The 23,896-nt window shown below is 73.9% G+C and carries 24 protein-coding genes and 1 riboswitch; of the genes, 15 read left to right on the forward strand and 9 right to left on the reverse strand.

Going from position 1 to position 23,896, the window contains the following annotated elements; all coding sequences use genetic code 11:
- Nucleotides 1-253: 253 nt before the first annotated feature.
- The 6 genes from PV796_RS27695 to PV796_RS27720 all read left to right on the forward strand — a co-directional run bounded on the left by PV796_RS27695 (nucleotide 254) and on the right by PV796_RS27720 (nucleotide 5,328).
- Entirely contained in the window at nucleotides 254-1,030 is a 777-nt protein-coding gene (locus PV796_RS27695; RefSeq protein WP_274916110.1) for a metallophosphoesterase family protein, read from the forward strand.
- Nucleotides 1,031-1,167: 137 nt separating this feature from the next.
- Complete coding sequence (locus PV796_RS27700; protein ID WP_274916111.1) at nucleotides 1,168-1,653, forward strand: SRPBCC family protein; 486 nt, start codon at nucleotides 1,168-1,170, stop codon at nucleotides 1,651-1,653.
- 2 nt (nucleotides 1,654-1,655) lie between these two features.
- Nucleotides 1,656-2,864 (forward strand): ArsA family ATPase, encoded by a 1,209-nt coding sequence (locus tag PV796_RS27705; RefSeq protein WP_274916112.1) that lies wholly within the window; start codon nucleotides 1,656-1,658, stop codon nucleotides 2,862-2,864.
- A 109-nt stretch (nucleotides 2,865-2,973) separates the two neighbouring features.
- Nucleotides 2,974-3,447: a DUF5304 domain-containing protein gene (locus tag PV796_RS27710; protein WP_274916113.1), complete on the forward strand. Its 474-nt coding sequence runs from the start codon at nucleotides 2,974-2,976 to the stop codon at nucleotides 3,445-3,447.
- Nucleotides 3,448-3,508: 61 nt separating this feature from the next.
- On the forward strand, nucleotides 3,509-4,450 hold the full coding sequence (locus PV796_RS27715) for an ROK family glucokinase (RefSeq protein WP_274916114.1): 942 nt from the start codon (nucleotides 3,509-3,511) through the stop codon (nucleotides 4,448-4,450).
- Between the two features lie 182 nt (nucleotides 4,451-4,632).
- Nucleotides 4,633-5,328, forward strand: coding sequence for an endonuclease/exonuclease/phosphatase family protein (locus tag PV796_RS27720; protein ID WP_274916115.1), 696 nt, complete (start codon nucleotides 4,633-4,635; stop codon nucleotides 5,326-5,328).
- A gap of 54 nt (nucleotides 5,329-5,382) precedes the next feature.
- On the opposite strand, the gene PV796_RS27725 is transcribed toward PV796_RS27720, so the two are convergent.
- Nucleotides 5,383-5,991, reverse strand: coding sequence for a hypothetical protein (locus PV796_RS27725; protein WP_274916116.1), 609 nt, complete (start codon nucleotides 5,989-5,991; stop codon nucleotides 5,383-5,385).
- Complete coding sequence (locus tag PV796_RS27730; RefSeq protein WP_274916117.1) at nucleotides 5,978-6,775, reverse strand: alpha/beta hydrolase; 798 nt, start codon at nucleotides 6,773-6,775, stop codon at nucleotides 5,978-5,980. Before PV796_RS27730 ends, PV796_RS27725 begins: the two co-directional genes overlap by 14 nt.
- Before the next feature lie 262 nt (nucleotides 6,776-7,037).
- On the opposite strand from PV796_RS27730, the gene PV796_RS27735 reads away from it, so the two are divergent.
- The 5 genes from PV796_RS27735 to PV796_RS27755 all read left to right on the forward strand — a co-directional run bounded on the left by PV796_RS27735 (nucleotide 7,038) and on the right by PV796_RS27755 (nucleotide 12,262).
- Nucleotides 7,038-7,739 carry a lysophospholipid acyltransferase family protein gene (locus PV796_RS27735; protein ID WP_274916118.1) on the forward strand — a complete coding sequence of 234 codons (702 nt, stop codon included), beginning with the start codon at nucleotides 7,038-7,040 and terminating at the stop codon, nucleotides 7,737-7,739.
- Between the two features lie 191 nt (nucleotides 7,740-7,930).
- Nucleotides 7,931-9,145 (forward strand): MacS family sensor histidine kinase, encoded by a 1,215-nt coding sequence (gene macS / locus PV796_RS27740; protein WP_274919273.1) that lies wholly within the window; start codon nucleotides 7,931-7,933, stop codon nucleotides 9,143-9,145.
- Between the two features lie 66 nt (nucleotides 9,146-9,211).
- A complete protein-coding gene (locus tag PV796_RS27745) occupies nucleotides 9,212-9,883 on the forward strand; it encodes a response regulator (RefSeq protein ID WP_274916119.1) in 672 nt (223 codons plus the stop codon).
- Nucleotides 9,884-10,072: 189 nt separating this feature from the next.
- Nucleotides 10,073-11,101, forward strand: a complete 1,029-nt coding sequence (locus PV796_RS27750; RefSeq protein WP_274916120.1) for a 6-phosphofructokinase — start codon at nucleotides 10,073-10,075, stop codon at nucleotides 11,099-11,101.
- 144 nt (nucleotides 11,102-11,245) lie between these two features.
- Nucleotides 11,246-12,262 carry a 2-hydroxyacid dehydrogenase gene (locus tag PV796_RS27755; RefSeq protein ID WP_274916121.1) on the forward strand — a complete coding sequence of 339 codons (1,017 nt, stop codon included), beginning with the start codon at nucleotides 11,246-11,248 and terminating at the stop codon, nucleotides 12,260-12,262.
- On the opposite strand, the gene PV796_RS27760 is transcribed toward PV796_RS27755, so the two are convergent.
- Nucleotides 12,228-14,351 (reverse strand): anthranilate synthase family protein, encoded by a 2,124-nt coding sequence (locus PV796_RS27760; protein WP_274916122.1) that lies wholly within the window; start codon nucleotides 14,349-14,351, stop codon nucleotides 12,228-12,230. The genes PV796_RS27755 and PV796_RS27760 overlap by 35 nt on opposite strands.
- Nucleotides 14,352-14,614: 263 nt before the next feature.
- Between PV796_RS27760 and PV796_RS27765 the strand changes: the two genes are divergently transcribed.
- Entirely contained in the window at nucleotides 14,615-15,964 is a 1,350-nt protein-coding gene (locus PV796_RS27765; protein WP_274916123.1) for a class II 3-deoxy-7-phosphoheptulonate synthase, read from the forward strand.
- 156 nt (nucleotides 15,965-16,120) lie between these two features.
- The gene (locus PV796_RS27770) at nucleotides 16,121-16,444 is read left to right on the forward strand and encodes a (2Fe-2S)-binding protein (RefSeq protein ID WP_274916124.1); all 324 of its coding nucleotides are present in this window, start codon (nucleotides 16,121-16,123) and stop codon (nucleotides 16,442-16,444) included.
- A gap of 37 nt (nucleotides 16,445-16,481) precedes the next feature.
- On the opposite strand, the gene bfr is transcribed toward PV796_RS27770, so the two are convergent.
- Nucleotides 16,482-16,958 carry a bacterioferritin gene (gene bfr, locus PV796_RS27775; protein ID WP_274916125.1) on the reverse strand — a complete coding sequence of 159 codons (477 nt, stop codon included), beginning with the start codon at nucleotides 16,956-16,958 and terminating at the stop codon, nucleotides 16,482-16,484.
- A gap of 156 nt (nucleotides 16,959-17,114) precedes the next feature.
- On the opposite strand from bfr, the gene PV796_RS27780 reads away from it, so the two are divergent.
- Nucleotides 17,115-17,735: a sulfite oxidase-like oxidoreductase gene (locus PV796_RS27780; protein ID WP_274916126.1), complete on the forward strand. Its 621-nt coding sequence runs from the start codon at nucleotides 17,115-17,117 to the stop codon at nucleotides 17,733-17,735.
- 29 nt (nucleotides 17,736-17,764) lie between these two features.
- Here PV796_RS27780 and PV796_RS27785 read toward each other — a convergent pair whose 3' ends face one another.
- Both PV796_RS27785 and pknB read right to left on the reverse strand, forming a co-directional pair.
- Nucleotides 17,765-18,664: a deoxyribonuclease IV gene (locus PV796_RS27785; RefSeq protein ID WP_274916127.1), complete on the reverse strand. Its 900-nt coding sequence runs from the start codon at nucleotides 18,662-18,664 to the stop codon at nucleotides 17,765-17,767.
- A gap of 76 nt (nucleotides 18,665-18,740) precedes the next feature.
- The gene (gene pknB / locus PV796_RS27790) at nucleotides 18,741-20,711 is read right to left on the reverse strand and encodes a Stk1 family PASTA domain-containing Ser/Thr kinase (RefSeq protein ID WP_274916128.1); all 1,971 of its coding nucleotides are present in this window, start codon (nucleotides 20,709-20,711) and stop codon (nucleotides 18,741-18,743) included.
- Between the two features lie 203 nt (nucleotides 20,712-20,914).
- Here pknB and PV796_RS27795 point away from each other — a divergent pair, with 203 nt between their 5' ends.
- Nucleotides 20,915-21,316: a MerR family transcriptional regulator gene (locus PV796_RS27795; RefSeq protein ID WP_274916129.1), complete on the forward strand. Its 402-nt coding sequence runs from the start codon at nucleotides 20,915-20,917 to the stop codon at nucleotides 21,314-21,316.
- Nucleotides 21,317-21,343: 27 nt separating this feature from the next.
- Here PV796_RS27795 and PV796_RS27800 read toward each other — a convergent pair whose 3' ends face one another.
- From PV796_RS27800 to thiO, 3 genes are all read right to left on the reverse strand, one after another.
- A complete protein-coding gene (locus tag PV796_RS27800; RefSeq protein ID WP_274916130.1) occupies nucleotides 21,344-22,180 on the reverse strand; it encodes a thiazole synthase in 837 nt (278 codons plus the stop codon).
- Nucleotides 22,181-22,187: 7 nt separating this feature from the next.
- Nucleotides 22,188-22,439: a sulfur carrier protein ThiS gene (thiS, locus tag PV796_RS27805; RefSeq protein WP_274916131.1), complete on the reverse strand. Its 252-nt coding sequence runs from the start codon at nucleotides 22,437-22,439 to the stop codon at nucleotides 22,188-22,190.
- Complete coding sequence (gene thiO / locus PV796_RS27810) at nucleotides 22,436-23,668, reverse strand: glycine oxidase ThiO (RefSeq protein ID WP_274916132.1); 1,233 nt, start codon at nucleotides 23,666-23,668, stop codon at nucleotides 22,436-22,438. The genes thiS and thiO overlap by 4 nt, the downstream gene beginning before the upstream one ends.
- Nucleotides 23,666-23,778, reverse strand: a riboswitch (TPP riboswitch). Its footprint overlaps the gene before it by 3 nt.
- Nucleotides 23,779-23,896: the final 118 nt, after the last annotated feature.

A 23,896-nucleotide genomic window follows, 5' to 3' on the forward strand; every position in this document is an offset into this window, starting at 1 on the left:
AGCGCCGGCGCCACGACGCTGTGTGCGCACCGGCTGCGGTCCATGATCATGCGGGGGATTGGACGGCCCGGACGTTACCCATCGGTAGTGCGTTGGGATAGGGGGTTACGGCCAGATGTTCGATGCGTCACATGCTGGGGACACGTCATGGGGACTGCACGCGCAGACTAGACCAGCCCAGAGGTGACCCGAAAGTAACCGCGGGGCCGGCACCGGCCTCCCGCCGCCGCCCGACGCGATCTAGGGTGACGCCATGCGCGTGCATGTGGTCAGTGACGTCCATGGCAACAGTCGGGACCTGGCGGCGGCCGGGGACGGGGCCGACGCCCTGGTCTGCCTCGGCGACCTGGTCCTCTTCCTCGACTACGCGGACCACTCGCGCGGCATCTTCCCCGACCTCTTCGGCGCCGCCAACGCCGACGCCCTGGTCGCACTGCGCACCGCCCGCCGCTTCGACGAGGCCCGCGCGCTGGGCCGCCGGCTCTGGGCCGAGTTGGACGCGAGCGGCGCCAGCCGGGAGGAGGTCATCGAGGCCGCGGTCCGCCGCCAGTACACCGACCTCTTCGCCGCCTTCCCCACCCCGACCTACGCCACCTTCGGCAACGTCGACATGCCGCGGCTCTGGCCCGAGTACGCCGGGCCCGGCACCACCGTCCTCGACGGCGAGCGGGTGGAGATCGGCGGCCGGGTCTTCGGGTTCGTCGGCGGCGGGCTGACCACCCCGATGCGGACGCCCTACGAGATCGGCGACGAGGAGTACGCCGCCAAGGTCGAGGCGCTCGGCGAGGTGGACGTGCTGTGCACCCACATCCCGCCGGACGTCCCCGAGCTCTGCTACGACACCGTCGCCCGCCGCTTCGAGCGGGGCAGCGCCGCCCTGTTGGACGCCATCCGCACCACCCGGCCGCGCTACGCCCTCTTCGGCCACGTCCATCAGCCGCTCGCCCACCGGGTGCGGATCGGCGGTACGGAATGCGTCAATGTCGGGCACTTCAACGCGACCGGCACCCCCTACGTGCTGGAGTGGTGAGCCCGTCGCGGCGGCCCGCTGGTGTCGGTCCGTCCCCCGCCGCGCGGTAGCCTTCAGCAGCAGCGACACCGTTGGGAACGGGGTCTTCCCCGCAGGGTCGGCGGACCGGCATGAATCGGTATGGAGGAGTCACGGCGATGGCCGAACACACCAGCTCGAACATCACGATCGAGGCGGCACCGGCCGAGGTGATGGGAGTGATCGCCGACTTCGACCGCTATCCGGAGTGGACCGGAGAGGTCAAGGAGGCCGAGATCCTCGCCAGCGACGACCGGGGCCGCGCGGAGAAGGTGCGCCTGGTGCTGGACGCCGGCGCCATCAAGGACGACCACACCCTCGCCTACACCTGGACCGGCGAGGACGAGGTGAGCTGGTCGCTGGTGAAGTCGCAGATGCTGCGCGTCCTGGACGGGTCCTACCGGCTCGCCGCGCTGGACGGCGGCGCCCGCACCGAGGTCACCTACCAGCTCACCGTCGACGTCAAGATCCCGATGCTCGGGATGATCAAGCGCAAGGCCGAGAAGGTCATCATCGACCGGGCGCTGGCCGGCCTGAAGAAGCGCGTGGAGGGCGACCCCGCGACGTCCGCCGCCGCCCCCGCCGACGAGGCCGAGAAGCACTGAGCGTGCGGACCGTCCTCGTCACCGGCCCCGGCGGCGCGGGCCGCACCACGCTCGCCGCCGCGACCGCCCTGGCCGGTGCCCGCCGGGGCGCCCGGACCCTCCTGCTCACCACCCAGGCGAGCGCCCCGGAGGTGGTCCTCGACGCCCGCCCGGGCACCGCCGAACCGACCGAGATAGCCGGGGCCCCCGGCCTCTACGCCCGCCGGATCGACCCCGCGGACCGCTTCCGCCAGGAGTTCCTCGCCTTCCAGGAGCGCGCCGGCGCCGCCCTCGACCTGCTCGGCGCGGCCCCCCTCGACGAGGACGAACTGACCGAACTCCCCGGCTCCGAGTCCTTCGCGCTGCTGCACGCGCTGCGCGCCGCGCACGCCTCGGGCGACTGGGAGCTGCTGGTCGTCGACGCGCCACCGGCCGCCGAAACGATCCGGCTGCTGGCCCTGCCCGCGCAGGTCCGCCGCTACCTCCGCCGCCTGCTGCCGCCCGAGCGCCAGGCCGCCCGCGCGCTGCGCCCGGTGCTCGCCCAGCTCGCCGGCGTCCCCATGCCGGCCCAGAAACTGTACGAGGCCGCCGAGCGCTGGGAGGACGAACTCGCCGCCGTCCAGCGGGTGGTGGACGCCCCCGGCACCTCCGTGCGGCTGGTCACCGACGCCGGCCCGGTCGCCACCGCCACCCTGCGCGCGCTGCGCGTCGGGCTCGCGCTGCACGGCCGCCGCACCGACGGCGTCCTGGTCAACCGGCTGCTCCCGGTCGGCTCCGCCGACCCCTTCCTGGCCGGCCTCGCAGGCGGCCAACAGACCGCCCTCAAGGCGCTGCGCGAGGAGTTCCCCGACGTCCCGGTGCACGAGGTCCCGCACCTGGGCCGCGACCCGCAGGGCGTGGCGGAGCTCGGCGCGCTGCTGCCCGCGCCCGCCGAGCACGTCACGGAGCCGGCCGCCGCGCCCGCCGACCCCTGGACCGTCGAGGACCGGCTGGCCACGGACGGCATCCTCGTCTGGCGGGTACCGCTGCCCGGCGCCCGACGGGACGGCCTGGGCCTGGTGCGCCGCGGCGACGAGATCGTGGTGACCGTCGGCCGCTTCCGGCGGATCAGGACGCTGCCCTCGGCGCTGCGCCGCTGCACCGTCTCCGGCGCCGCGCTGCGCGACGGCGCCCTGGAGATCCGCTTCACCCCGGACCCGGGACTGTGGCCGCGGAGCGCGCCGAGCGACTGAAGTGGGCACCCCCGTTCGGGTAACGTCGTAAGCGGTCACCGCCCCGCGGTGCCCGCACCGCAGCGCACCGTCCCGGTCCGCACCGTCCGAGGAGCCCACGGAGCCCGCCATGAGTGATGCCACCGAGCGTCCCGCCGACCACAGCGCCGCGCCGGACGCCGACGCCTGGGAGACGGCCTGCGCCGAGGACCTCGCCGCGGAGCAGGCCCGCCGCCGGGCCGCCTACGGCCCCCCGCCGGGCAGCGCCGCTGACGAGCTGCGCAAGCTGGCCGAGGCGGTCACCGACAAGCTGGCCGGCATCCAACTGCCCGGCGCGCTCGGCGGGATGGCCGCCAGTGGCGCGGTGGGCGGGCTGCTGCGACAGGCCAAGGCGGCCGTCGAGCCGGTCATCGAGCGCAACCCCGACGTCTTCGACCACCTCGCCGCGGCCGGCTCCGAACTCCTCGCCGCCTACCGCTCGGCGGTCGAGGGCAGCGAGCGTCGCTGGACCCGCGAGGCGCGCACCGACGAGGGCTCCGGGGGACGGTCCGACGATCCGCGCGACGACGGCCCGTCCGGCACCGAACGCATCGACCTCGACTGACGCTCCCCCCGCCTCCGGTACCGTGGGTCACGGCGGGGTTCGAGCGAAAACTGAGGGACACATGGGACTCACCATCGGCGTTGACATCGGCGGCACGAAGATCGCGGCCGGCGTGGTCGACGAAGAGGGTTCGATCCTTGAGACGTGCAAGGTAGCGACCCCGCGAGCCACCGATGAGCTGACCGAGGCCATCGCCGACGCCGTCCGCACGGTCGGCGCCGGCCACCACGTCGAGGCCGTCGGCATCGGCGCCGCCGGCTACGTGGACGAGAAGCGGGCCACGGTCCTCTTCGCCCCGAACATCGACTGGCGCCACGAGCCGCTCAAGGACAAGGTCGAGCAGCGCGTCGGCCTCCCCGTGGTGGTCGAGAACGACGCCAACGCCGCGGCCTGGGGCGAGTACAAGTTCGGCGCCGGCAAGGGGCACAGCGACGTCATCTGCATCACCCTCGGCACCGGCCTGGGCGGCGGCATCATCATCGGCAACAAGCTGCGCCGCGGCCGCTTCGGCGTCGCCGCGGAGTTCGGCCACATCCGGGTCGTCCCGGACGGCCTGCTGTGCGGCTGCGGCAGCCAGGGCTGCTGGGAGCAGTACGCCTCCGGCCGCGCCCTGCTGCGCTACGCCCGACAGCGCGCCTTCGCCACCCCGGAGAGCGCCGCGGCGCTGCTCGCGCTCGGCGACGGCACCCCCGAGGGCATCCAGGGCAAGCACATCAGCGAGGCCGCCCGGCACGGCGACCCGGTCGCCATCGACTCGTTCCGCGAGCTGGCCCGTTGGGCCGGCGCCGGCCTCGCCGACCTGGCCTCGCTCTTCGACCCGTCGGCGTTCATCGTCGGCGGCGGGGTCTCGGACGAGGGCGAACTGGTCCTGGACCCGATCCGCAAGTCCTTCAGGCGCTGGCTGGTCGGCAGCCAATGGCGGCCGCACGCCCAGGTGCTCGCCGCCCAACTCGGCGGCAAGGCCGGGCTGGTGGGCGCGGCCGACCTGGCGCGCCAGGGCTGACGCGGATGGGCGGCGAGCGCTCCGGACGGCCCGCGTCCGGCCCGGCGGGGCCCGGCCCCGACACCGCAACGGCCGTGCCCACGACCGGACTTGCGGCCTCCGCCGCCGAGGCGTGCGCTGCTTTTGAGGTCGGGGGACAGCGCCGAGGCGGGGCGGAGCGGAGCGGCTCCGGGGTCGTTCGGGTGCTTAGCTACAACATCCGCTCGATGCGCGACGACACGGCGGCGCTGGCCCGGGTCATCCGGGCCTGCGCCCCCGACGTCGTCCTCGTCCAGGAGGCGCCGCGGTTCTTCCGCTGGCGCAAGGCCGCCGAACGGCTGGCCCGGTCCGCCGGCCTGGTCTACGTCACCGGCGGCGCGACGACCGCCGGCCCGATGGTGCTGGCCACCCTCCGCGCCCATGTCGAGCGCACCGAGGACGTGCTGCTGCCCCGCACCCCCGGGCTGCACCAGCGGGGCCTGGCCACCGCGGTGCTCCGCTTCGGCGGGGCCCGGCTCGGCGTCGTGAGCTGCCATCTGAGCCTGTCCGCGCGGGAGCGGTACGCGCAGGCCGGGCTGCTGTTGGAGCGCGTCGCCGGGCTGGGGGTGCGGCACGCGGTGGTCGGCGGGGACCTCAACGACCGCCCGGACGGCCGGAGTTTCCGGCGGATCGCGGCGGAGCTCCGGGACGGCTGGGCGGCGGCGCCGTGCGGCGGCGAGTTCACCTCCGGCGCGCACGAGCCCCGGCAGCGGATCGACGCGGTGTTCGCCACCGGGGGCGTCGAGGTGCTCGGGTGCGGGGTGCCGCGGGAACTGCCCGGCCTGCGCCCGGCGGACCTGCGGGCGGCCTCGGACCACCTGCCGGTGCTGGCCGCCCTGCGGGTGCCGGCCGACGGCTGACCGGCCGCCCCGCGGCAACAGCCGGCTCAGACCCCCGCGTTCAGGCGCCCGCGCTCAGACCACCGCGCCGCCGCCCGGCAGGTCGTCGTCCTCGTCGTGGTCGTTGTTCATCCGGGCGAAGAGGGTGACCAGGCCGCCCAGGAAGCCGCCGACGCCCAGGACGACGATCCACCAGGTGAGCGGCTGCTGGAGGACGACCATGGCGACCAACAGCAGCGGGCCGCCGAGCGCCGCGATCCAGGCGAACTTGGTGGTGGTGTCGGCCTGCGGCAGCGGCGGCGGCTCGGGCGGCGTGAAGTGGCCCTCGTCGTCCTCGTGGGAGTCGTCGTCGGAGGGCTCGCGGGCCGACCAGTCGCGCGGGCCCACGCCGGGGGCGAAGACCACGAAGCTGCCGGGGCGGGACGGGGGGACGTCGCCGGGGGCGTCCGGGGCCGGGGCGCCCGCGCCGGGCCGGTCGTCGTCAGCGGGGCGCGGCGCGGGGGAGTCCGGGGCGGCGGCTGCGCCCTCGGCCGGCGCGGTGCCCTCCGGCCGCTCGTCGCCGGTCGCTTCGTCGGCGTCCGGGCCCGGGAACTCCGGGCGCTCGCCGTAGCCCGCCACGATCTCCGCCCAGGCGGCGTCCTCGTCGAGCGGGTCGCGGGGGTCGCGGGGACTACGCTCCGCCACTGGCCGCCGTCCCTTCCTGGACCGCGTCCGGCCGGGCCTCGGGGGCGAGCCGGGTGATGAAGTCATGGGTGTCCGCGAAGATCCGCTCCGCGTCGTGGTCGAGGGTGGCGACGTGGTAGCTGCGCTCCAGCCGGGTGTGCCGGACGTCGGTGGACGAGACCCGGCTGAGGATGCGGTCGGAGTCGGTGGGCCGGACGACGTGGTCCTGCGGGCTGGTCATCACCAGCAACGGCTGGGTGACGCGCGGGAGTTCGTCGTCGACCAGCCGGAAGAACGCCCGTAGCGAGTGCGCGGCGTGCAGTGGCACCCGGTCGTAACCGACCTCGGTCGCACCGGGCTTGGCGATGTCGCTGGCGATGCCCTTCGTGGACCGGACGACGTGCCGCAGCGCCGGCAGCAGCGGCGCCGCCCGCTCGTGGACCTTGTTGCCCGGATTGACCAGTGCCACCCCGCTGATGGTGTCGCCGTGCCGGGCGGCCAGCCGCAGCGCCAGTGCGCCGCCCATCGACAGGCCGCAGACGAAGACCGTGCCGCAGCGCTCGGTCAGCGCGCGCAGCTCCCGGTCGACCTCGGCGTACCAGTCCTGCCAGGTGGTGAGCTGCATGTCCTGCCACCGGGTGCCGTGGCCGGGCAGCAGCGGGACGGTGACGCTCAGACCCCGCTCGGCGAGGTACTCGGCCCAGGGGCGGACGGACTGGGGGGAGCCGGTGAAGCCGTGGCAGACGAGGACGCCGACGTCTCCGCCGTCACGGCGGAACGGCTCGGCTCCGGGGAGGAGCGGCACCGGAGGACTCCGATCGATGAAGGGGCTGGCGGGTTACTTCAGGGTACGCAAAGTAACCGCGGCGGGGTAGGGCCGTGGACGGTGGGAGCGGTGGGCTGAGGAGCGCGGTGCGCCGGGCGCGCGCCGTCCCGGGCGGGACCCGCGCGCGGCCCGCCGGCGGGCGTGCGCGCGGCCCGATGGCCCGCCGCGGCCTCCGGTGCGCCGCGCGGGGGTTAAGGTCAGTGCGTCAGACACAGGAGGCAGTCGGTTGATCTACGGCGCAATGAAGTTTTCCATCGGCGGTTCGCTGCGGCTCGCGTTCCGCCCCTGGGTGGAAGGCATCGAGAACGTGCCCGCCGAGGGTGCGGCGATCCTCGCGAGCAACCACTTGTCCTTCTCGGACTCGTTCTTCCTGCCCGCGGTGCTCGACCGCAAGGTGACCTTCATCGCGAAGGCGGAGTACTTCACCTCCCCAGGGGTGAAGGGCAAGTTGACGGCCGCGTTCTTCAAGGGCGTGGGGCAGCTCCCGGTGGACCGCTCGGGCGCCCGCGGCGCGGGCGAGGCGGCGATCAAGAGCGGCATTGAGGTGCTGGAGCGCGGGGAGCTCTTCGGCATCTACCCCGAGGGGACCCGCTCCCCGGACGGCCGGCTCTACCGCGGCAAGCCCGGCGGCCTGGCGCGGGTGGCGCTGGCCACGGGGGCACCGGTCATCCCGGTGGCGATGATCGACACCGAGAAGGTGCAGCCGCCGGGCAAGGTGCTGCCGAAGATGGTCCGGCCCGGCATCCGCATCGGCAAGCCGCTGGACTTCAGCCGCTACCAGGGCATGGAGAACGACCGGTACATCCTGCGCTCGATCACCGACGAGGTGATGTACGAGATCATGAAGCTCTCCGGCCAGGAGTACGTCGACATCTACGCGACCGCCGCCAAGCGGCAGATCGCCGAGGCGGCCAAGGCCGCGGAGGCGCAGAAGAAGGCGTAGCGCACGGGGCGGCGCCGGGCCGGTGGGGGCCGTTCGCCGCGGCGGACGGAAGGACGAGTCGAGACCGGGGGCGGCGCGGCCCCCGGTGAGGGGTGGGGGCCCGCATGACGGATGCCGACATACAGGACGCCCGGACCGCGGGCGGTGACGCATCGGGCGCGGCCGACGGGGGCCGCCAGAAGGCGCTGCGGATGTCCGTCGAGCTGCCGCTGTGGCGGGCGCTGACCGGCTACCGGATCCTGACCCTGGTCTACGCGCTGTGCCTGTGCACCGTGGCCTACCCGCACTACGCGCACCCGTTGGGCGCCGCCGCGTACATGGCCGTGCTCACCCTCTGGACCGGGCTGACCTGGCGCCGGACGACCTCCGCCGAGCGCTGCACCCGCCGGTTCCTCGTCGTCGACCTCGGCTTCGCGGTCGGCGGCATCCTGCTCACCGCGGTCATCGACACCCAGGCCCGCATCATGGACGGCAGCCCGACTCTCCCGTCCATCTGGACGGCGGGCGCCGTGTTGGGCTTCGCCATCAAGGGCGGTTGGCGGTGGGCGGCGGTGGCCTCCACCATCGTGGCCGCGGCCAACCTCGTCGAGCGCCAGGAGCTGGCCCGGGACACCGTCCACAACGTGGTCCTGGTGTGGGTGGCCAGCGTCGCCATCGGCTACGTCGTCGAGGTGGCGCGGGCCAGTGAGCGCACCCTGGCGCGCGCTCTCCAGATCGAGGCGGCCACCCGCGAGCGGGAGCGGCTGGCCCGCGACATCCACGACAGCGTGCTCCAGGTGCTCGCCATGGTGCAGCGGCGCGGCACCGCGATCGGCGGCGAGGCGGCCGAACTGGGGCGGATGGCGGGCGAACAGGAGGTGGCGCTGCGCACGTTGGTGGCCGGCGGACTGGTGCCCCGGCAACGGGTGGCGGTGGCGCCGGCGGACACCACGGCGGTCGGCGCGGCGGCCCGCGGCCCGGCGCCGGCCGGCCGCGGCGGTCCCTGCGACCTGATGGCGCTGCTCGCCCCGTATGCCGGGGCCGGGGTGACGCTGTCCGGCCCCGGCGGCCCGGTCGCGCTGCCGGCCGCCGCCGCGGGGGAGTTGACCGCTGCTGTCGGTGCCGCGTTGGACAATGTCCGGGTGCACGTGGGGGCCGAGGCCCGCGCGTGGATCCTGGTGGAGGACGAGCCGGACGCGGTGGTCGTGACGGTGCGCGACGAGGGCCCCGGCATCCCCGAGGGCCGGCTCGCCGCGGCCGAGCGCGAGGGCCGCCTCGGCGCGGCGCTCTCGATCCGCGGCCGGCTGCGGGAGTTGGGCGGCGGCGCCGAGTGGCTCTCGGTCCCCGGCCAGGGCACGGAAGTGGAGTTGAAGGTTCCCAAGGGCGCCGCGCCCAGGGACGGACGACGGGGGAGGACCGGCGCGTGAACGAGCGCGGTGGGCGCCGCCCCTCGTCGGTGCGTGCCGGGCGGGGCGGGCGAAGCGAGGCGGGGCATGAGTGACGGGACGGGCCTGCGGGTCATGGTGGTCGACGACCACCCGATGTGGCGGGACGCGGTCGCCCGGGATCTGGCGGAGGCCGGGTTCGAGGTGGTGGCGACGGCCGGTGACGGGCCGCAGGCGGTGCGCCGGGCCCAGGCGGCGGCGCCCGACGTGCTGGTCCTGGACCTCAATCTGCCGGGGCTGCCCGGCGTCCAGGTGTGCAAGCAACTGGTCGGCGCCGACCCGTCGTTGCGGGTACTGGTGCTCTCCGCCAGCGGCGAGCACGCCGACGTCCTGGAGGCGGTGAAGTCCGGCGCCACCGGCTATCTGCTGAAGTCCGCCAGCACCGAGGAACTGCTCGACGCGGTCACCCGCACCGCCGCCGGCGATCCCGTCTTCACTCCCGGCCTGGCCGGCCTGGTCCTCGGCGAGTACCGCCGGTTGGCGACCGAGCCGACCCCGGCGGCCGCCGACGAACCGGACGCCCCCCGGCTGACCGAGCGCGAGACCGAGGTGCTGCGCCTGGTCGCCAAGGGGCTCTCGTACAAGCAGATCGCCGAGCGGCTGGTCATCTCGCACCGCACGGTGCAGAACCACGTCCAGAACACCCTCGGCAAGCTCCAACTCCACAACCGCGTCGAGCTGGTGCGCTACGCCATCGAGCGCGGCCTGGACGGCGTCTGACCCGGGGGCGGCGCCCGCCCGTGCCCCGCCCCTTGCGCTCGTACGGGTGAAGAGCGGGCGCCAACTCCCTTGGCGTGGAGGGGAATCGGCGCACACCCCATCCCTGGGTGACCCAGATCACCATTAGCGTGACGGTCGTTACGTTCACGGACGGCCGTACGCGGCCACGGACGGGATGAAGGTGAAGCGATGCGGGTCGGAGTACTGACCGGCGGCGGCGACTGCCCGGGTCTGAACGCGGTGATCAGGGGCATCGTCCGCAAGGGCACCCAGGAGTACGGATACGACTTCGTCGGCTTCCGGGACGGCTGGCGCGGACCGCTCAGCGACAGGACGGTGCGGCTGGACATCCCGGCCGTGCGCGGCATCCTGCCCCGCGGCGGGACCGTCCTCGGCTCGTCCAGGACCAACCCCTTCAAGGAGGAGGACGGCGTCCGCCGGATCAAGGAGACCCTCGCCAAGCACGAGACCGAGGCGCTGATCGCGATCGGCGGCGAGGACACCCTCGGCGTCGCCGCCCGGCTCTGCTCGGAGTACGGCGTGCCCTGCGTCGGCGTGCCCAAGACCATCGACAACGACCTGTCGGCCACGGACTACACCTTCGGCTTCGACACCGCCGTCGGCGTCGCCACCGAGGCCATCGACCGGCTGCACACCACCGCCGAGTCGCACATGCGGGTGCTGGTCGTGGAGGTGATGGGCCGGCACGCCGGCTGGATCGCGCTGCACTCCGGCCTGGCCGGCGGCGCCAACGTCATCCTCATCCCGGAGCAGCGCTTCGACGTCGACGAGGTCTGTCGCTGGATCGAGTCCCGCTTCAAGGCCAGCTACGCGCCGATCGTGGTGGTCGCCGAGGGCGCCATGCCCAAGGACGGCGACATGGTCCTCAAGGACGGCAGCACCGACTCCTTCGGCCACGTCCGGCTCTCCGGCGTGGGCGAGTGGCTGGCCAAGGAGATCGAGCGGCGCACCGGCAAGGAGGCCCGCACCACGGTCCTCGGCCACACCCAGCGCGGCGGCACCCCCAGCGCCTTCGACCGCTGGCTGGCCACCCGCTTCGGGTTGCACGCCATCGACGCGGTGCGGGACGGCGACTTCGGCAAGATGGTCGCGCTGCGCGGCACCGACATCGTCCGGGTGCCGCTGACCGAGGCGACCGCCAAGCTCAAGACGGTCGACCCCGCGCTCTACGCCGAGGTCGGCGTCTTCTTCGGCTGACGCCGCCGCCCGCCCCCCGGGCGACACCGCCGGGCGATGGGCCGTATATTCGCCATGTCGCGATATGTCCGGCCCATTGCTTGTGCGTACCGTCGCCGCCCGGCGCCGCCGCGCCGCCACCGGCGGGGGAGAACGGGAGAGAACGTGGAGATCGTCGCCTTCGGTGTGCAGGCGGACGAGCGGCCGCTCCTGGAGAAGGCGTTCGCCGGCCGTCATCAGGTCCGCTGTCTGGACGTCTTCCTCAACCGCGACACCGCCCCCATCGCCCACGGCTACGAGGCCGTCTCCACCAGTGTCAACGACGACCTGACCGCCGAGGTGCTGCAGACCCTCGCGGCCGGCGGCACCAAGATGGTCGCCCAGCGCTCCACCGGCTTCAACAACATCGACCTGGAGGCCGCCGCCGACCTCGGCCTGACCATCGGCCGGGTCTCCGCCTACTCGCCGTACGCGGTCGCGGAGTTCGCCTGGCTGCTGGCGCTGGCGGTGAACCGGCGGCTGGTCCCGGCCGCCAACCGCACCCGGAATTTCGACTTCCGGTTGGATGGCCTGATGGGCCGCGATCTGCACGGCCGCACCGTCGGGGTGCTCGGCACCGGCAAGATCGGCGCCGCCTTCGCCAGGATCGCGCACGGCTTCGGGATGGAACTGCTCGGCTGGGACCTCGTCGAGAACCCCGAGTGCCTGGCGCTGGGCATGCGCTACGTCCCCCGGGAGCGGTTGTTCGCCGAGGCCGATCTGATCAGCCTGCACGTCCCGTTGACCGAGGACACCCGGCACCTGGTCGACGCCGCCGCGCTGGCCGCCATGAAGGCCGACGCGATCCTGGTCAACTCCAGCCGCGGCGGGCTGATCGACACCGTGGCCCTGGTGGAGGCGCTCAAGGCCGGCCGGCTCACCGGCGTCGGCCTGGATGTCTACGAGGAGGAGGCCGGGCTGTTCTTCTACGACAAGTCCCTGGACGTGATCGGCGACGACACCCTGGCCCGGCTGATGACCTTCGCGAACGTGCTGGTCACCTCGCACCAGGCGTACTTCACCGCGGAGGCGGTCGGCCAGATCGTCGAGACCACCGTGGTCAACGTCGAGGACCATCTGGCCGGCCGCACCAACGGCAACATGCTGGTCACACGAGGACAGCGGCCAGCAACTGTGCGGTGACCGCCGCGCCGTTGAGCGTCAGCACCGACTCGGGGTGGAACTGCACCCCCGCGAAGCCGGGGCCGCGCAGCGCGTGCACCTCGCCACTCGCCTCGTCCCGGCTCAACTCGACGCGGTGCATGGCCAGTTCGACCGCCGTCCGGTCGTCGCAGCGGGCCGTGAAGGTGTTGTAGAAGCCGACCGTCTCGGGCCGCCCGAAGAAGTCGATCCGCTCCTGGGCGCCCTGGAACGGCACCTCCTTGCGGACGATCTCCAACCCCAGCTCGGCGGCGATGAGTTCGTGGCCGAGGCAGACGCCGAGAAGGGAGCGGCCCGAAGGGCCTCGACGAGGGGAGCGGGGCGTTCCCTGCTCGAACGGGGTCGAGCGCTTAGGGAAGGCCGAGGCACGGCCGGGCGCGCGGTCCGAGGGGGTGGGTTCCGGGACGGCGGTGGGGCGACGGTGGCCGGCGACCAGGTCGGCGGCGAGCGCGCGCAGGAAGCGCATCTTGGGGTCGGCGGTGTCGGTCGGGTCGCCGGGGCCCGGGCCCAGCACCACCGGCCCCTGGTGCGCCAGGGCGGCCGCGCGCAGCCCCGGCTCGTCGTAGCGGTGGACCGTCACCGTCAGCCCGGCGGCGCGCAGCAGGTGCGCCAGCATCGCGGTGAAGGTGTCCTCGGCGTCGATCACCAGGGCGTGGCCGTGCAGCCCGGCGACCGGAGCGGTGGTCTGCATCCGCAGCCAGAACGGGGCCAGGTCGGCGCGGCGGGCGTCCAGCGCGGCCCGCACCCGCGGGTCGTCGGCCAGCCGCGGCGCCGGGCCGGCCGCGGCCCGCGCGGGGGCCGGCCGGACCCCCAGCGCGGTCAGCACCCCGGCCGCCTTGGCGTGCGTCTCGGCCACCTCGCCGTACGGGTCGGAGGCGCGCACCAGGGTGGCGCCGACCGGCACCCGCAGCCTGCCGTCGGCGGCGATGTCCGCGGTGCGGATCAGGATCGGGGAGTCCAGTGTCTGGGCGCCGCCCGCGTCCCGGCCGAGCAGCGCCAGCGCGCCGGCGTAGTAGCCGCGGCCGCGGCCGTCCGGACCCACCGGCTCGTGCCGCTCGATGGCCCGGCAGGCGTTCTGCACCGGCGACCCGGTGACCGTCGCCGCGAACATCGTCTCCTTGAGGACCTCGCGCGCGTCCAGGGTGGAGCGGCCGCGCAGCTCGTACTCGGTGTGTGCCAGGTGCGCCATCTCCTTGAGCCGGGGCCCGACCACCACCCCGCCCCGGTCGCCGACGGTGCACATCATCTTCAGCTCCTCGTCGACCACCATCGACAGCTCCTCGACCTCCTTGCGGTCGCCGAGGAACGCCAACAGGCCCTCCGCGGTGGGCCCTTGCGCGGGGTAGCGGTAGGTCCCGCTGATGGGGTTCATCACGACGGTCCCGCCCATCCGTCGTCCGCCACCGCCCCGGGATGAGAGCGCTTCGCGCTCGCCCCTCTCGGTATTCATCCGGACGTGCACCTCGGGGCTGGCGCCGACCAGCGTGCGCACGCCCGGCCGGTGCACCACGAACGTCCAGTACGCCCCGCGCTCGCCGGCCAGCAGCCGCCGGAACAGCGCCAGCGCGTCGGCCGCCGAGAAGTCCGCGATCTCGCCCTCGAAGGTGCGGCGGACGACGAAGTTGGCGCCCTCGCCGGTGCCGATCTCCTCCCGCACCACCCGCTCGACGATCTCCGCGTAGGCCGCGTCGGAGACGTCGAAGGCTCCGCCGGCCACCGTCACCTCGTGCGCCGGCAGCGCCGACAGCAGCGCGGGCAGCGGGAGTTCGTGGTGCTCGTCGGGCCGCAGCACGGCCAGCGGGGTGCCGTCGTCGTGCGCCCGGAAGCCGCGCTCGCGGATCTGCCGGAACGGGACCAGGGCCAGCGCGTCGGTCACCGGCGCGTTGGGCACCCCCGTGTCCAGCGGGATGTCGGCCAGGCGCTCGACCTCGGTCACCTCGCCGATCAGCACCTCGACGACGCTGCCGTCGCGGCCCGGACCGTGCCGGCGGAGCAGGGCGAACGGCGGGCAGGCGGGGTCGAGCAGCCGCTGGACCAGCGCGGCGGCGTCGGGCGGGGACTGAGGGTGCATGGCGGTTCCTTCCGGGAGGTGAATGCTTTCCGGTGCGGAGGGAACGGCCGCGGGAACACCGAAGGCCGCCCCTCGGGCGGCCTTCGCGGTTCGTTGTGCGCGTACGCGAATCAGTGGGCCGCCGGCTGGGCGGTCCACCACCAGTCCATGGTCGTGATCGGTCGCGTCTGCATGGCGGGAACCCTACCGGATCGCCGGTCACTCGCGTCTCACAGTCCGGATGCCGGACGGACACCCCCCGGGGACCCCGTAATGTTGGGGATGTGACCGTGAACGCTGAAACCCACGCCGGTGGCCACACCTGGCGAGACCTGCCCGCGGCGCAGCAGCCTGACTGGCCGGACCAAGAGGCTCTGCGCGATGTGATCGCTGAGCTCACGTCCTATCCGCCGCTCGTCTTTGCGGGCGAGTGCGACCAGCTTCGCGAGCGGATCGCCGCGGTCGCCCGAGGTGAGGCGTTCCTGCTTCAGGGCGGCGACTGCGCGGAGGCGTTCGACGCCGTCTCCGCCGAGCACATCCGCAACAAGCTCAAGACCCTGCTCCAGATGGGCGCCGTGCTGACGTACGCCGGCTCCGTCCCGGTGGTCAAGGTCGGCCGGATCGCCGGTCAGTACAGCAAGCCGCGCTCCAAGCCGACCGAGACCCGCGACGGGGTGACCCTGCCGACCTACCGCGGCGACTCCGTCAACGGCTTCGAGTTCACCCCCGAGGCCCGCACCCCGGACCCCGAGCGCCTGAAGCGGATGTACCACGCCTCCGCCTCGACGCTGAACCTCGTCCGGGCCTTCACCACCGGTGGCTACGCCGACCTGCGCCAGGTGCACGCCTGGAACCAGGACTTCGTGAAGTCCTCGCCGTCCGGCCAGCGGTACGAGGCGTTGGCGCGCGAGATCGACCGGGCGATGAACTTCATGAACGCCTGCGGGGTGGACCCGGAGGCGTTCAAGACGGTGGAGTTCTTCTCCTCGCACGAGGCGCTGATCCTGGACTACGAGTCGGCGCTGACCCGCACCGACTCCCGCACCGGCAAGCTCTACGACGTCTCGGGCCACATGGTCTGGATCGGCGAGCGCACCCGTCAACTGGACGGCGCGCACATCGAGTTCGCCTCCCGCATCCGCAATCCGATCGGCGTCAAGCTGGGTCCGACGACGACGGCGGCGGACGCGCTCACCCTGATCGACCGGATCGACCCGGAGCGCGAGCCGGGCCGGCTGACCTTCATCACCCGCATGGGAGCGGACAAGATCCGCGACAAGCTGCCCGAGCTGGTGGAGAAGGTCACCGCCGCCGGCGCCCAGGTCGCCTGGATCACCGACCCGATGCACGGCAACACCTTCGAGGCGGCCTCGGGCCACAAGACCCGCCGCTTCGACGACGTGCTGGACGAGGTCAAGGGCTTCTTCGAGGTCCACAAGGCGCTCGGCACGCACCCGGGCGGCATCCACGTCGAGCTGACCGGCGACGACGTCACCGAGTGCGTGGGCGGCGGCGACGAGATCTTCGTCGACGACCTGCACCAGCGCTACGAGACCGCCTGCGACCCGCGGCTGAACCGCAGCCAGTCGCTGGACCTGGCCTTCCTGGTGGCGGAGATGTACCGCGACCAGTGAGGCGCGCGGCATGACGGTGGGGCGCGGATCCTGTGATCCGCGCCCCACTGCGTTGCCGTGCGTTGTTCGGCGCCCGCCGCGGCGGGTAAGGTAAGGGTAACCTCACTGGCGATCACGGGGATCGGGTCGAGGCGCCCTTATTGGAGGTGAACCCGCGTGTACGTCTGCTCCTGCTTCGGCATCACCGAGCAGCAGGTCCGCGAGCACGCGGACCGGGGTGCCTGCACGCCCCGCCAGGTCGCCTCCGCCTGCAAGGCCGGCACCGACTGCGGCAGTTGCGTCCGCCGCATCCAGGCGCTGCTGGGTCGCGGTGCGTGCCCCCGCCGGGAGCTGATCGACCGCGGTGCCCCCGATGCGCTGCGCTCACAGTCCGCGGAGTGGGGTCAGGCGCCGGACGCGCCGGGCCCGGAGTCCGTGCCCCTGTCGCCGGCCGTGGAGGAGGGCGCACCGGGGCCCGTGGGCCTCCCGGCGGCCGCGTGACCTCCCGGGTCGTCCCGCCGGCGCGCACCGCCGGCCTTCAGCTCGGCTGCTCGATCACCTGGGCGAGGTAGAGCGCTTCCCCGAGCTTCTCGACCAGCTCCAGCTGGGTGTCGAGGTAGTCGATGTGGTGCTCCTCGTCCTCAAGGATGGCCTCGAAGATGTTGGCCGAGGTGATGTCCCCCTTGGCGCGCATGACCTCGATGCCGCGCTTGAGGCGGTCGATGGCCTCCACCTCGATCTGCCGGTCGGCCTGGAACATCTCGGTGACGGTCTGCCCGACGCGGACGTGGAACAGCCGCTGGTAGTTCGGCAGCGCGTCCAGGAAGAGGATCCGGTCGGTCAGCGTCTCCGCGTGCTTCATCTCGTCGAAGGACTCGGCGCGGGTGTACTTGGCGAGCTTGTACCAACCGAAGTTCTCCTGCATCTTCGCGTGCAGGAAGTACTGGTTGATCGCGGTCAGCTCGCCGGTCAGTTGCTCGTTGAGGAATTCGATGACCTCGGGGTCGCCCTGCATGGTTGCGGGCCCCTTTCACGCGAGTTACTGGGCAGGTGCCGCGCATCCTCGCACCGCCCCGAGCGCAACGTCCAGTAAGTGCACGCTTAGTGCGGTTTGCCTGATTCCGTCCCACCCTGGTCATCCGCACCCTGCACCGTCTGACACCATGGAGGCATGGGTCAGCCGGAGAGTCGCGAAGAGGAGCCGGTGCTGCCTCCGGGTCAGCGGCTCCAGCGCGGCTGGCCGGTCACGCACTACGGTCCGGTGCCGAAATTCCGCCCGGAGCGCTGGGAATTCCGGGTCTTCGGCGCCACCGCCGACGGCGCCAAGCACTGTTGGACGCACGAGGAGTTCACGGCCCTGCCGTACGACACCGTCGTCGCGGACATGCACTGCGTCACCAAGTTCAGCATGCTCGGCGCCGAGTGGGGCGGGGTGCGCACCCGCACGATCCTTGAGCTCGCGCCGCCCGCGCCCGACGTCACGCACGTGATGGTCTGGGCCGAGTACGGCTTCAGCTCCAACCTCCAACTCGCCGACTTCGGCGGGGAGCGGTGCATCTTCGCCACCCACCGCTCCGGCGAACTGCTCACCGCCGAACACGGCTTCCCGGTCCGGCTGATCGTGCCGCACCTCTACGCCTGGAAGGGCCCCAAGTGGGTCCGCGGCATCGAGTACATGACGGCCGACCGCCGCGGCTTCTGGGAGGAGCGCGGCTACCACAACCTCGGCGACCCCTGGCGCGAGCAGCGCTACTCGTACCAGGAGGAGCCGGGCGACGGGCCGGAGTTGTAAGGCCCCGGCGCCGCCCGGCCCGGAGCGCCTCAGGGCATCCGCAGGTCCTTCAGGCGCGCCACGTCCGCCGCATGGCCGGCCTCGCCGCCCGGGGTCTCGATCACCAACGGGACGCCGTCGGTCGCGGGATGGGCGAACAGCTCGGCGAACGGCTCCGCGCCGATGTGGCCGGCGCCGATGTTGGCGTGCCGGTCCTTGTGCGCGCCGACCACGTCCTTGGAGTCGTTGGCGTGGATCAGCTTCAACCGGCCCTCGCCGGTGACCTCCACCAGTTCGTCCAGCAGCGCCTTGGTGCCGCCGGGCGCCGCCATGTCGTGCCCGGCGGCGAACGCGTGGCAGGTGTCCAGGCACACCCCGAGCCGCGGATGGCGATCCAGCGCGTCGAAGTACGGCCCGAGGTCCTCGGCCAGCGCGCACAGCGAGGCGCCCTGGCCGGCGGTGGGCTCCAGCAGCAGCCACGGGTCGTCGTCCCGCGTCAGCTCGTCCAGCAACGGCCGCACCACCTCCCTGACCTGCGCCAGCGCCGTCTCGCGCGGGCGCCCGCCGGTCGCCGAGCCGGTGTGCACGACCACGCCGAGGGCGCCGATCTCCCGGCCGCGGCGCAGCGAGTGGCGCAGCGACTCCACGGACTTCTCCACCGTCGCCGCGGTGTGCGAGCCGAAGTTGATCAGGTACGGCGCGTGCACATAGGCCGGGATGTCCTCGGCGGCGCAGCGCTCGCGGAACGCGGCGTCCTGCTCGGGGTTGCCGGGCGGGGTCGCCCAGCCGCGCGGGTTGGCGACGAAGACCTGGACGGCCTCGCAGTCGATCTGCCGGGCGTACGAGAGGCCGACCTTGGCCAGGCCGCCGGCCACCGGCACGTGGCCGCCGACGGGATTGCGGGCGCGGGCGCGCTGGGCCGCGCCCTCGGGGGACAGGGAAGTGCTCACCCTCCCAAGGGTGCCAGGTCCCCCGTGGCCGCCCACGGGCCACCCGGCGCGGCCCGCTCCCTCGGGCGGGCCGCGCCTACAGCGCCCCCTTGAGCCGGATCGTGATCGTGCTCCCCTTGGGCGCCTGGTCGCCGGCGGCCACCGACTGGGACGCGACGCTGTCCTGCGGGAAGAGGAACGGCTTGTCCACCGTGACCTTGAAGCCGGCGTCGGTCAGGGCCTTGGTGGCGTCCGCGGTGTTCTTGCCGCCGACGTCCGGCACGGCGACCATCTCCGGCCCCTTGGAGAGCGTCAACGTCACCGTCTCGCCCTTGCCGAGGGTGCCGCCCGCGCCGGGTGACTGTTGCGCCACGGTGTCCTTGTCCTGCGGTGCGAAGACCGGTTGGTCGGCGAAGCGCACCCGGAAACCGGCCTCCTTCAGGGCCGTCGCGGCGTCCGCGCGGGGCTTGCCGACCACGTTCGGCACGTCCTGTGGCGCGCCCCGGCTGACGGTCAGGCCCACCGCGGTGTCCGGCCGCCGGGTGCTGCCCGCCGCCGGGTCCGTGGCGATCACCGACCCCTTGGCGACCTCGTCGCTGAACTGCCGGGTCTCGGTGCCCGGCACCAGACCGAGGTCGCGCAGCTTGCGCCGGGCGTCCGCGAGCGGGGTGCCGGCCAGGTCGGGGAGGGTGACCTTCTCCGGGCCGCGGGAGACGGTCAGGGTGACGGTGCCGTTGCCGCGGATCCGCTTGCCGGTCGCCGGGTCCGTCGCCATCACCCGCCCCCGCGCGACGTTGGGGCTGAAGTCCCGTGCCACCTTGATCCGCAGGCCCTCGCCGCGCAGCGTCTGCTCGGCCTTGGCCTGCGGCATGTCCAACACCGCCGGGACGCTGGTGAATTGGCCGGAGTTGATGTACCAGACGCCGGTGCCGACACCCAGGACCAGCAGCACCGCCGCCACGATCGTCGCGATCCGGCGCCGCTGGGGCCATCCGTCGGTGCCCGCCGGGGCCGACGCCGGGCGGAGCCTGGTGGTCCGGTTGTCCGCGGGCACGGCGCCGGCCGGCGGCATCTCCAGTCGGCTGGTGCGGTCCAGCCCCGCCTCGCCCTCGACGGGCAGCGCGAGCTGCACCCCCGCCGGGCGCGGCAGCACGTCCGTCCGCTCCTCGTCGGCCGCGGCCGCCTCCTTGGCGCGCGGCGGGACGAGGTCGAGCTGGGCGTCGGTCAGGCGCGTCCGGGCCGACCGGGCCCGGGCCAGCAGCGCCACCGCGTCCCGCGGGCGTTCCTCGGGGGAGCGGGCGGCGGCCGCGGCGACCAGCCCGTCCAGCTCCGGCGCCAGGCCCGGCACCAGCTCCGAGGGCGGGGTGATGTCGTCGTGCAGGTGGCTGTAGAGGATCTGCGCCGCGGTGCCGCCGGTGTGCGGTTTGCCGCCGGTGAGCATCTCGTAGAGCACCACGCCACAGGCGTAGACGTCGACCCGGGCGTCCGCCGTGCCGTGCTCCATCTGCTCGGGCGCGAGGTAGGAGACGGTGCCCAGGACCGAGCCGGTGGAGGCGGTGGTGTGGGTGTCCACCGCGCGCACCAGGCCGAAGTCGGCGACCTTGACCCGGCCGTCGTCCCCGATCAGGACGTTCTCCGGCTTCATGTCGCGGTGCACCAGGCCGGCGCGGTGCGCGGCCCCCAGCGCCGCCAGGATCGGCTCCAGGATGTCCAGCGCGGCCCGCGGCTGGAGGGCGCCGCGCTCGCGCAGCACGTCGCGCAGGGTGCAGCCGGCGACGTACTCCATGGCCAGGTAGACGTAGGTGCCGTCGGCGCCCTGGTCGAAGACGCCGACCACGTTCGGGTGCGCGAGCCGGGCGACGGACTTGGCCTCCCGGATGAAGCGGTCCACGAACGCCCCGTCCACGGCCAGGCTCGGGTGCATCACCTTCAGCGCCAGCACGCGGTCCAGCCGGGTGTCCACGGCCCGGTAGACGGTGGCCATGCCCCCGGCGGCGATGCGCCCCTCGACGCGGTAGCGGCCGTCGAGCAGCTGGCCCTCCAACGGGTCCTGCAGCGTCGTATCCACGGCAGACGAGTCTACGAGCCGCGCCGGCGTGCCCAAACGCTCCGGCCGTCGCCCCGGTACACCGCAGCGGAACCGTGACCGGGCCGGGCCGGGGCGGGGGCGGCGGCCCGGACCCGGAATAATCCGGACCGGATCATGGTCGCCACTGGACGGCGGCCAGGTCGTGCGCCCGCACGACCACACCGCACCAAAGGGGGAAGGCGATGACGACGCTGCTCATCGGTGAGCTGGCCCGGCGGACCGGCACCACCGAGCGGCTGCTGCGCTACTACGAGGAGCAGGGGCTGCTCCGCCCGGAGCGGACGGCGGCCGGCTACCGCCGCTACGAGGAGGTCGACGTCGCCCAGGTCCGCCGCATCCGCACGCTGCTGACCTCCGGGCTGAACACCGCGACCATCGCGCAGGTGCTGCCCTGCTTGCGCGACGACGACGGCCGACTGGTGCCCACCTGCCCGCAGTTGGTGGGCGAGCTGCACCGGGAGCGGGCCCGGCTCACCGACTCCATCGAGTCCCTGATGGCCTCCCGGGACCTGCTCGACGAGGTGATCACCGCCGCCCCGGAGGAGTTCGCCGACCGGCGCGGGGCGGCCGCCGGCCCGGCCTGAGGCCGCCCCACACCGCAGTCGGGCGCTCTAGAAGGCCGGCCGCTCCGGATCCAGCTCGGCGACGCCGTCGGCGGGCGAGGAGGCCAGCGCGAAGTGGCGGCGCGGGATCCGGCCGGCGCGGTGGGCCAGCCGGCCCGCCGCCACCGCGTGCCGCATCGCCGCGGCCATCAGCTCCGGCTCCTGCGCGCGGGTCACCGCCGACGCCAGCATCACCGCCGCGCACCCCAACTCCATGGCGAGCGCGGCGTCCGAGGCGGTGCCCGCGCCGGCGTCCAGGACGACCGGGACGCCCGCGCGCTCGGTGATCAGTTGGAAGTTGTGCGGATTGCGGATGCCCAGGCCGGAGCCGATCGGCGAGCCGAGCGGCATGATCGCCGCGCACCCCACGTCCTCCAACTTCCGGGCCAGCACCGGGTCGTCATTGGTGTACGGGAGCACGGTGAAACCGTCGTCCACCAGGGTCTCGGCGGCGTCCAGCAGCTCCACCGGGTCCGGCAGCAGGGTCCGCTCGTCGGCGACCACCTCCAGCTTGACCCAGTCGGTGCCGAGCGCCTCCCTGGCGAGCCGGGCGGTGAGCACCGCCTCGCCGGCAGTGAAGCAGCCCGCGGTGTTCGGCAGCACCCGGATCCCGTGCCGGGCCAGGACGGACAGCACCGAGCCCTGCACGGTCGGGTCCAGCCGCCGCATGGCGACGGTCGTCAGCTCCGTTCCGGAGGCCAGCAGCGCGCGCTCCAGGACGTCGAGGCTGGGCGCGCCGCCGGTGCCCATGATGAGCCGGGAGCCGAACGAGGTGCCGGCGATGGTGAGTTGGTCGGCGTCGGGCGCCGCGGAGGCGGTATCCGGTGCGACTGCGGTGTCGGTCATGGCGCGATCAGCCTCCCTGGACGGCGGTGAGCACTTCGACGCGGTCGCCGTCGCCGAGCGCGGTGCCGGGCCACTGGGAGCGCGGCACCACGGTCTCGTTGACCGCGGCGGCCACCCCGGCCGAGGCCCGGGACAGCGTGGCGACCAGCCGGTCGAGGGTCAGTCCGCCCGGAATCCGGCGGGCCTCGCCGTTGACGGAGACGGACACCGTGGGGCCGTCGGGGACCTCGGACGGGGCGGGGGTGCCGGGCGCGTTCATGCGGGCAGCTCCTCGAAAGCGTGGGCGCGCCGGGCCCCTTGGGGGGTGGGGGCGAAGCGCGCGGGGGAGAAGGGGCGGGCCTCTTCGGGGACCGTCCCGGTGGTCAGTGCCTCGGCCATCACGTCCCCGGTGAGCGGCGTCAGCAGGACGCCGTTGCGGTAGTGGCCGGTGGCCAGGTGGAGGCCGGGCAGCGCGGTCGGTCCGAGCAGCGGCGCGTTGTCGGGGGAGCCGGGGCGCAGCCCGGCGCGGCTCTCGGCCAGCGGCAACTCGGTGATGCCCGGGACCAGTTCGTGGGCGTCCCGCAGAAGCTCGTAGACGCCGCCCGCGGTGACCGTGGTGTCCCAGCCCAGCTCCTCATGGGTGGCACCGAGGACCAGCTCACCGCTCTCCCGCGGCACCAGGTAGAGGGGATTGCCGCGGACGACGGCCCGTACGGTGCGGGAGAGGAACGCACCGCCCCCCGGGAGCGCGTCCGGCAGCCGCAGCCGCAGCACCACTCCCTTGACGGGCCGCACGGGCGGCCGCACCGCCTCCGGGACGCCGGCCAACCGGCCGCTGAGGCTGCCGCCGGCCAGCACGACCTGCCCGGCCACCAGGCGGGTGCCGTCGGCGAGTTCGGCGCCCGTGGCGCGCCCGCCGGCGGTCGTCAGCCGCTCCGCCGACGTCCGGTGGAAGGCCACCCCGGCCCGCTCGCAGGCGGCCAGCAGCGCGCCCACCAGCCGGCGCGGATCGACCTGGTGGTCGCCGTCCACCCGGAGGCCGCCGCGCACCCCGGGGGCGAGCATCGGCTCCAGCCGGCGGCACTCCCGCCCGGTCAGCCACTGGGACTCCAGGCCCGACCGGACCTGGAGGGCGTGCAGCTCCCGTAGGTGGGCACGGTCGTCGGCGTCCAGGGCGACGGCCAGGGTGCCGCACCGCCGGTAGCCGATGCGCTGACCGCTCGCCTCCTGGAGCTCCTCCGTGAAGCGCGGATACCGCTCGGCCGAGGCCAGGTTGAGCCCCAGCAGGGTCTCCTCGCCGTAGTGGAGCTCGGTGACCGCGGCCAGCATGCCGCCCGCGACGAGCGCCGCGCCGCCGCCGGGCGCGGGGTCCGCCACCGCGACGCGCAGGCCCCGGCCGGCCGCCCGCCAGGCGGTGACCAGCCCGATGACGCCGCCGCCGATGACCAGCACATCGGGGTGCCGACCGTCAGGTCGTGGTGGGTTCGATGGTGTGGCAGATGGATGCATGGGCGTCCAGCCCCTCCCTTCGCCGGCATGACCCGGATCAGGTTCGTACGGTCGGAGGCCGGCCAGCCTCCCTCTCAGCCCGGTCCGTCCGGGCTCCCGCGAGTGCGTGCATCCGCCACCCTAGTACGGGCCCGCGACGCGTCGTAAGGGAGCGCACCGGGACCGGGCCGCCCCCGACCGGTGACGTTGTGTCAGAGATCTCCTTGCGCGCTGCTGCGGGCCGCGTCG

It is taken from the genome of Streptomyces sp. WZ-12, from assembly GCF_028898845.1.
Lineage (GTDB): Bacteria > Actinomycetota > Actinomycetes > Streptomycetales > Streptomycetaceae > Streptomyces.

Coding starts and splice junctions, on each gene's coding strand:
- thiO (WP_274916132.1), bottom strand. CDS start 23,668: ATGCATCCATCTGCCACACCATCGAACCCACCACGACCTGACGGTCGG.
- PV796_RS27735 (WP_274916118.1), top strand. CDS start 7,038: ATGAAGTTTTCCATCGGCGGTTCGCTGCGGCTCGCGTTCCGCCCCTGG.
- thiS (WP_274916131.1), bottom strand. CDS start 22,439: ATGAACGCGCCCGGCACCCCCGCCCCGTCCGAGGTCCCCGACGGCCCC.
- PV796_RS27715 (WP_274916114.1), top strand. CDS start 3,509: ATGGGACTCACCATCGGCGTTGACATCGGCGGCACGAAGATCGCGGCC.
- PV796_RS27760 (WP_274916122.1), bottom strand. CDS start 14,351: ATGCACCCTCAGTCCCCGCCCGACGCCGCCGCGCTGGTCCAGCGGCTG.
- PV796_RS27695 (WP_274916110.1), top strand. CDS start 254: ATGCGCGTGCATGTGGTCAGTGACGTCCATGGCAACAGTCGGGACCTG.
- PV796_RS27795 (WP_274916129.1), top strand. CDS start 20,915: ATGACGACGCTGCTCATCGGTGAGCTGGCCCGGCGGACCGGCACCACC.
- PV796_RS27750 (WP_274916120.1), top strand. CDS start 10,073: ATGCGGGTCGGAGTACTGACCGGCGGCGGCGACTGCCCGGGTCTGAAC.
- PV796_RS27780 (WP_274916126.1), top strand. CDS start 17,115: ATGGGTCAGCCGGAGAGTCGCGAAGAGGAGCCGGTGCTGCCTCCGGGT.
- bfr (WP_274916125.1), bottom strand. CDS start 16,958: ATGCAGGGCGACCCCGAGGTCATCGAATTCCTCAACGAGCAACTGACC.
- PV796_RS27745 (WP_274916119.1), top strand. CDS start 9,212: ATGAGTGACGGGACGGGCCTGCGGGTCATGGTGGTCGACGACCACCCG.
- PV796_RS27700 (WP_274916111.1), top strand. CDS start 1,168: ATGGCCGAACACACCAGCTCGAACATCACGATCGAGGCGGCACCGGCC.
- PV796_RS27710 (WP_274916113.1), top strand. CDS start 2,974: ATGAGTGATGCCACCGAGCGTCCCGCCGACCACAGCGCCGCGCCGGAC.
- PV796_RS27800 (WP_274916130.1), bottom strand. CDS start 22,180: ATGACCGACACCGCAGTCGCACCGGATACCGCCTCCGCGGCGCCCGAC.
- macS (WP_274919273.1), top strand. CDS start 7,931: ATGTCCGTCGAGCTGCCGCTGTGGCGGGCGCTGACCGGCTACCGGATC.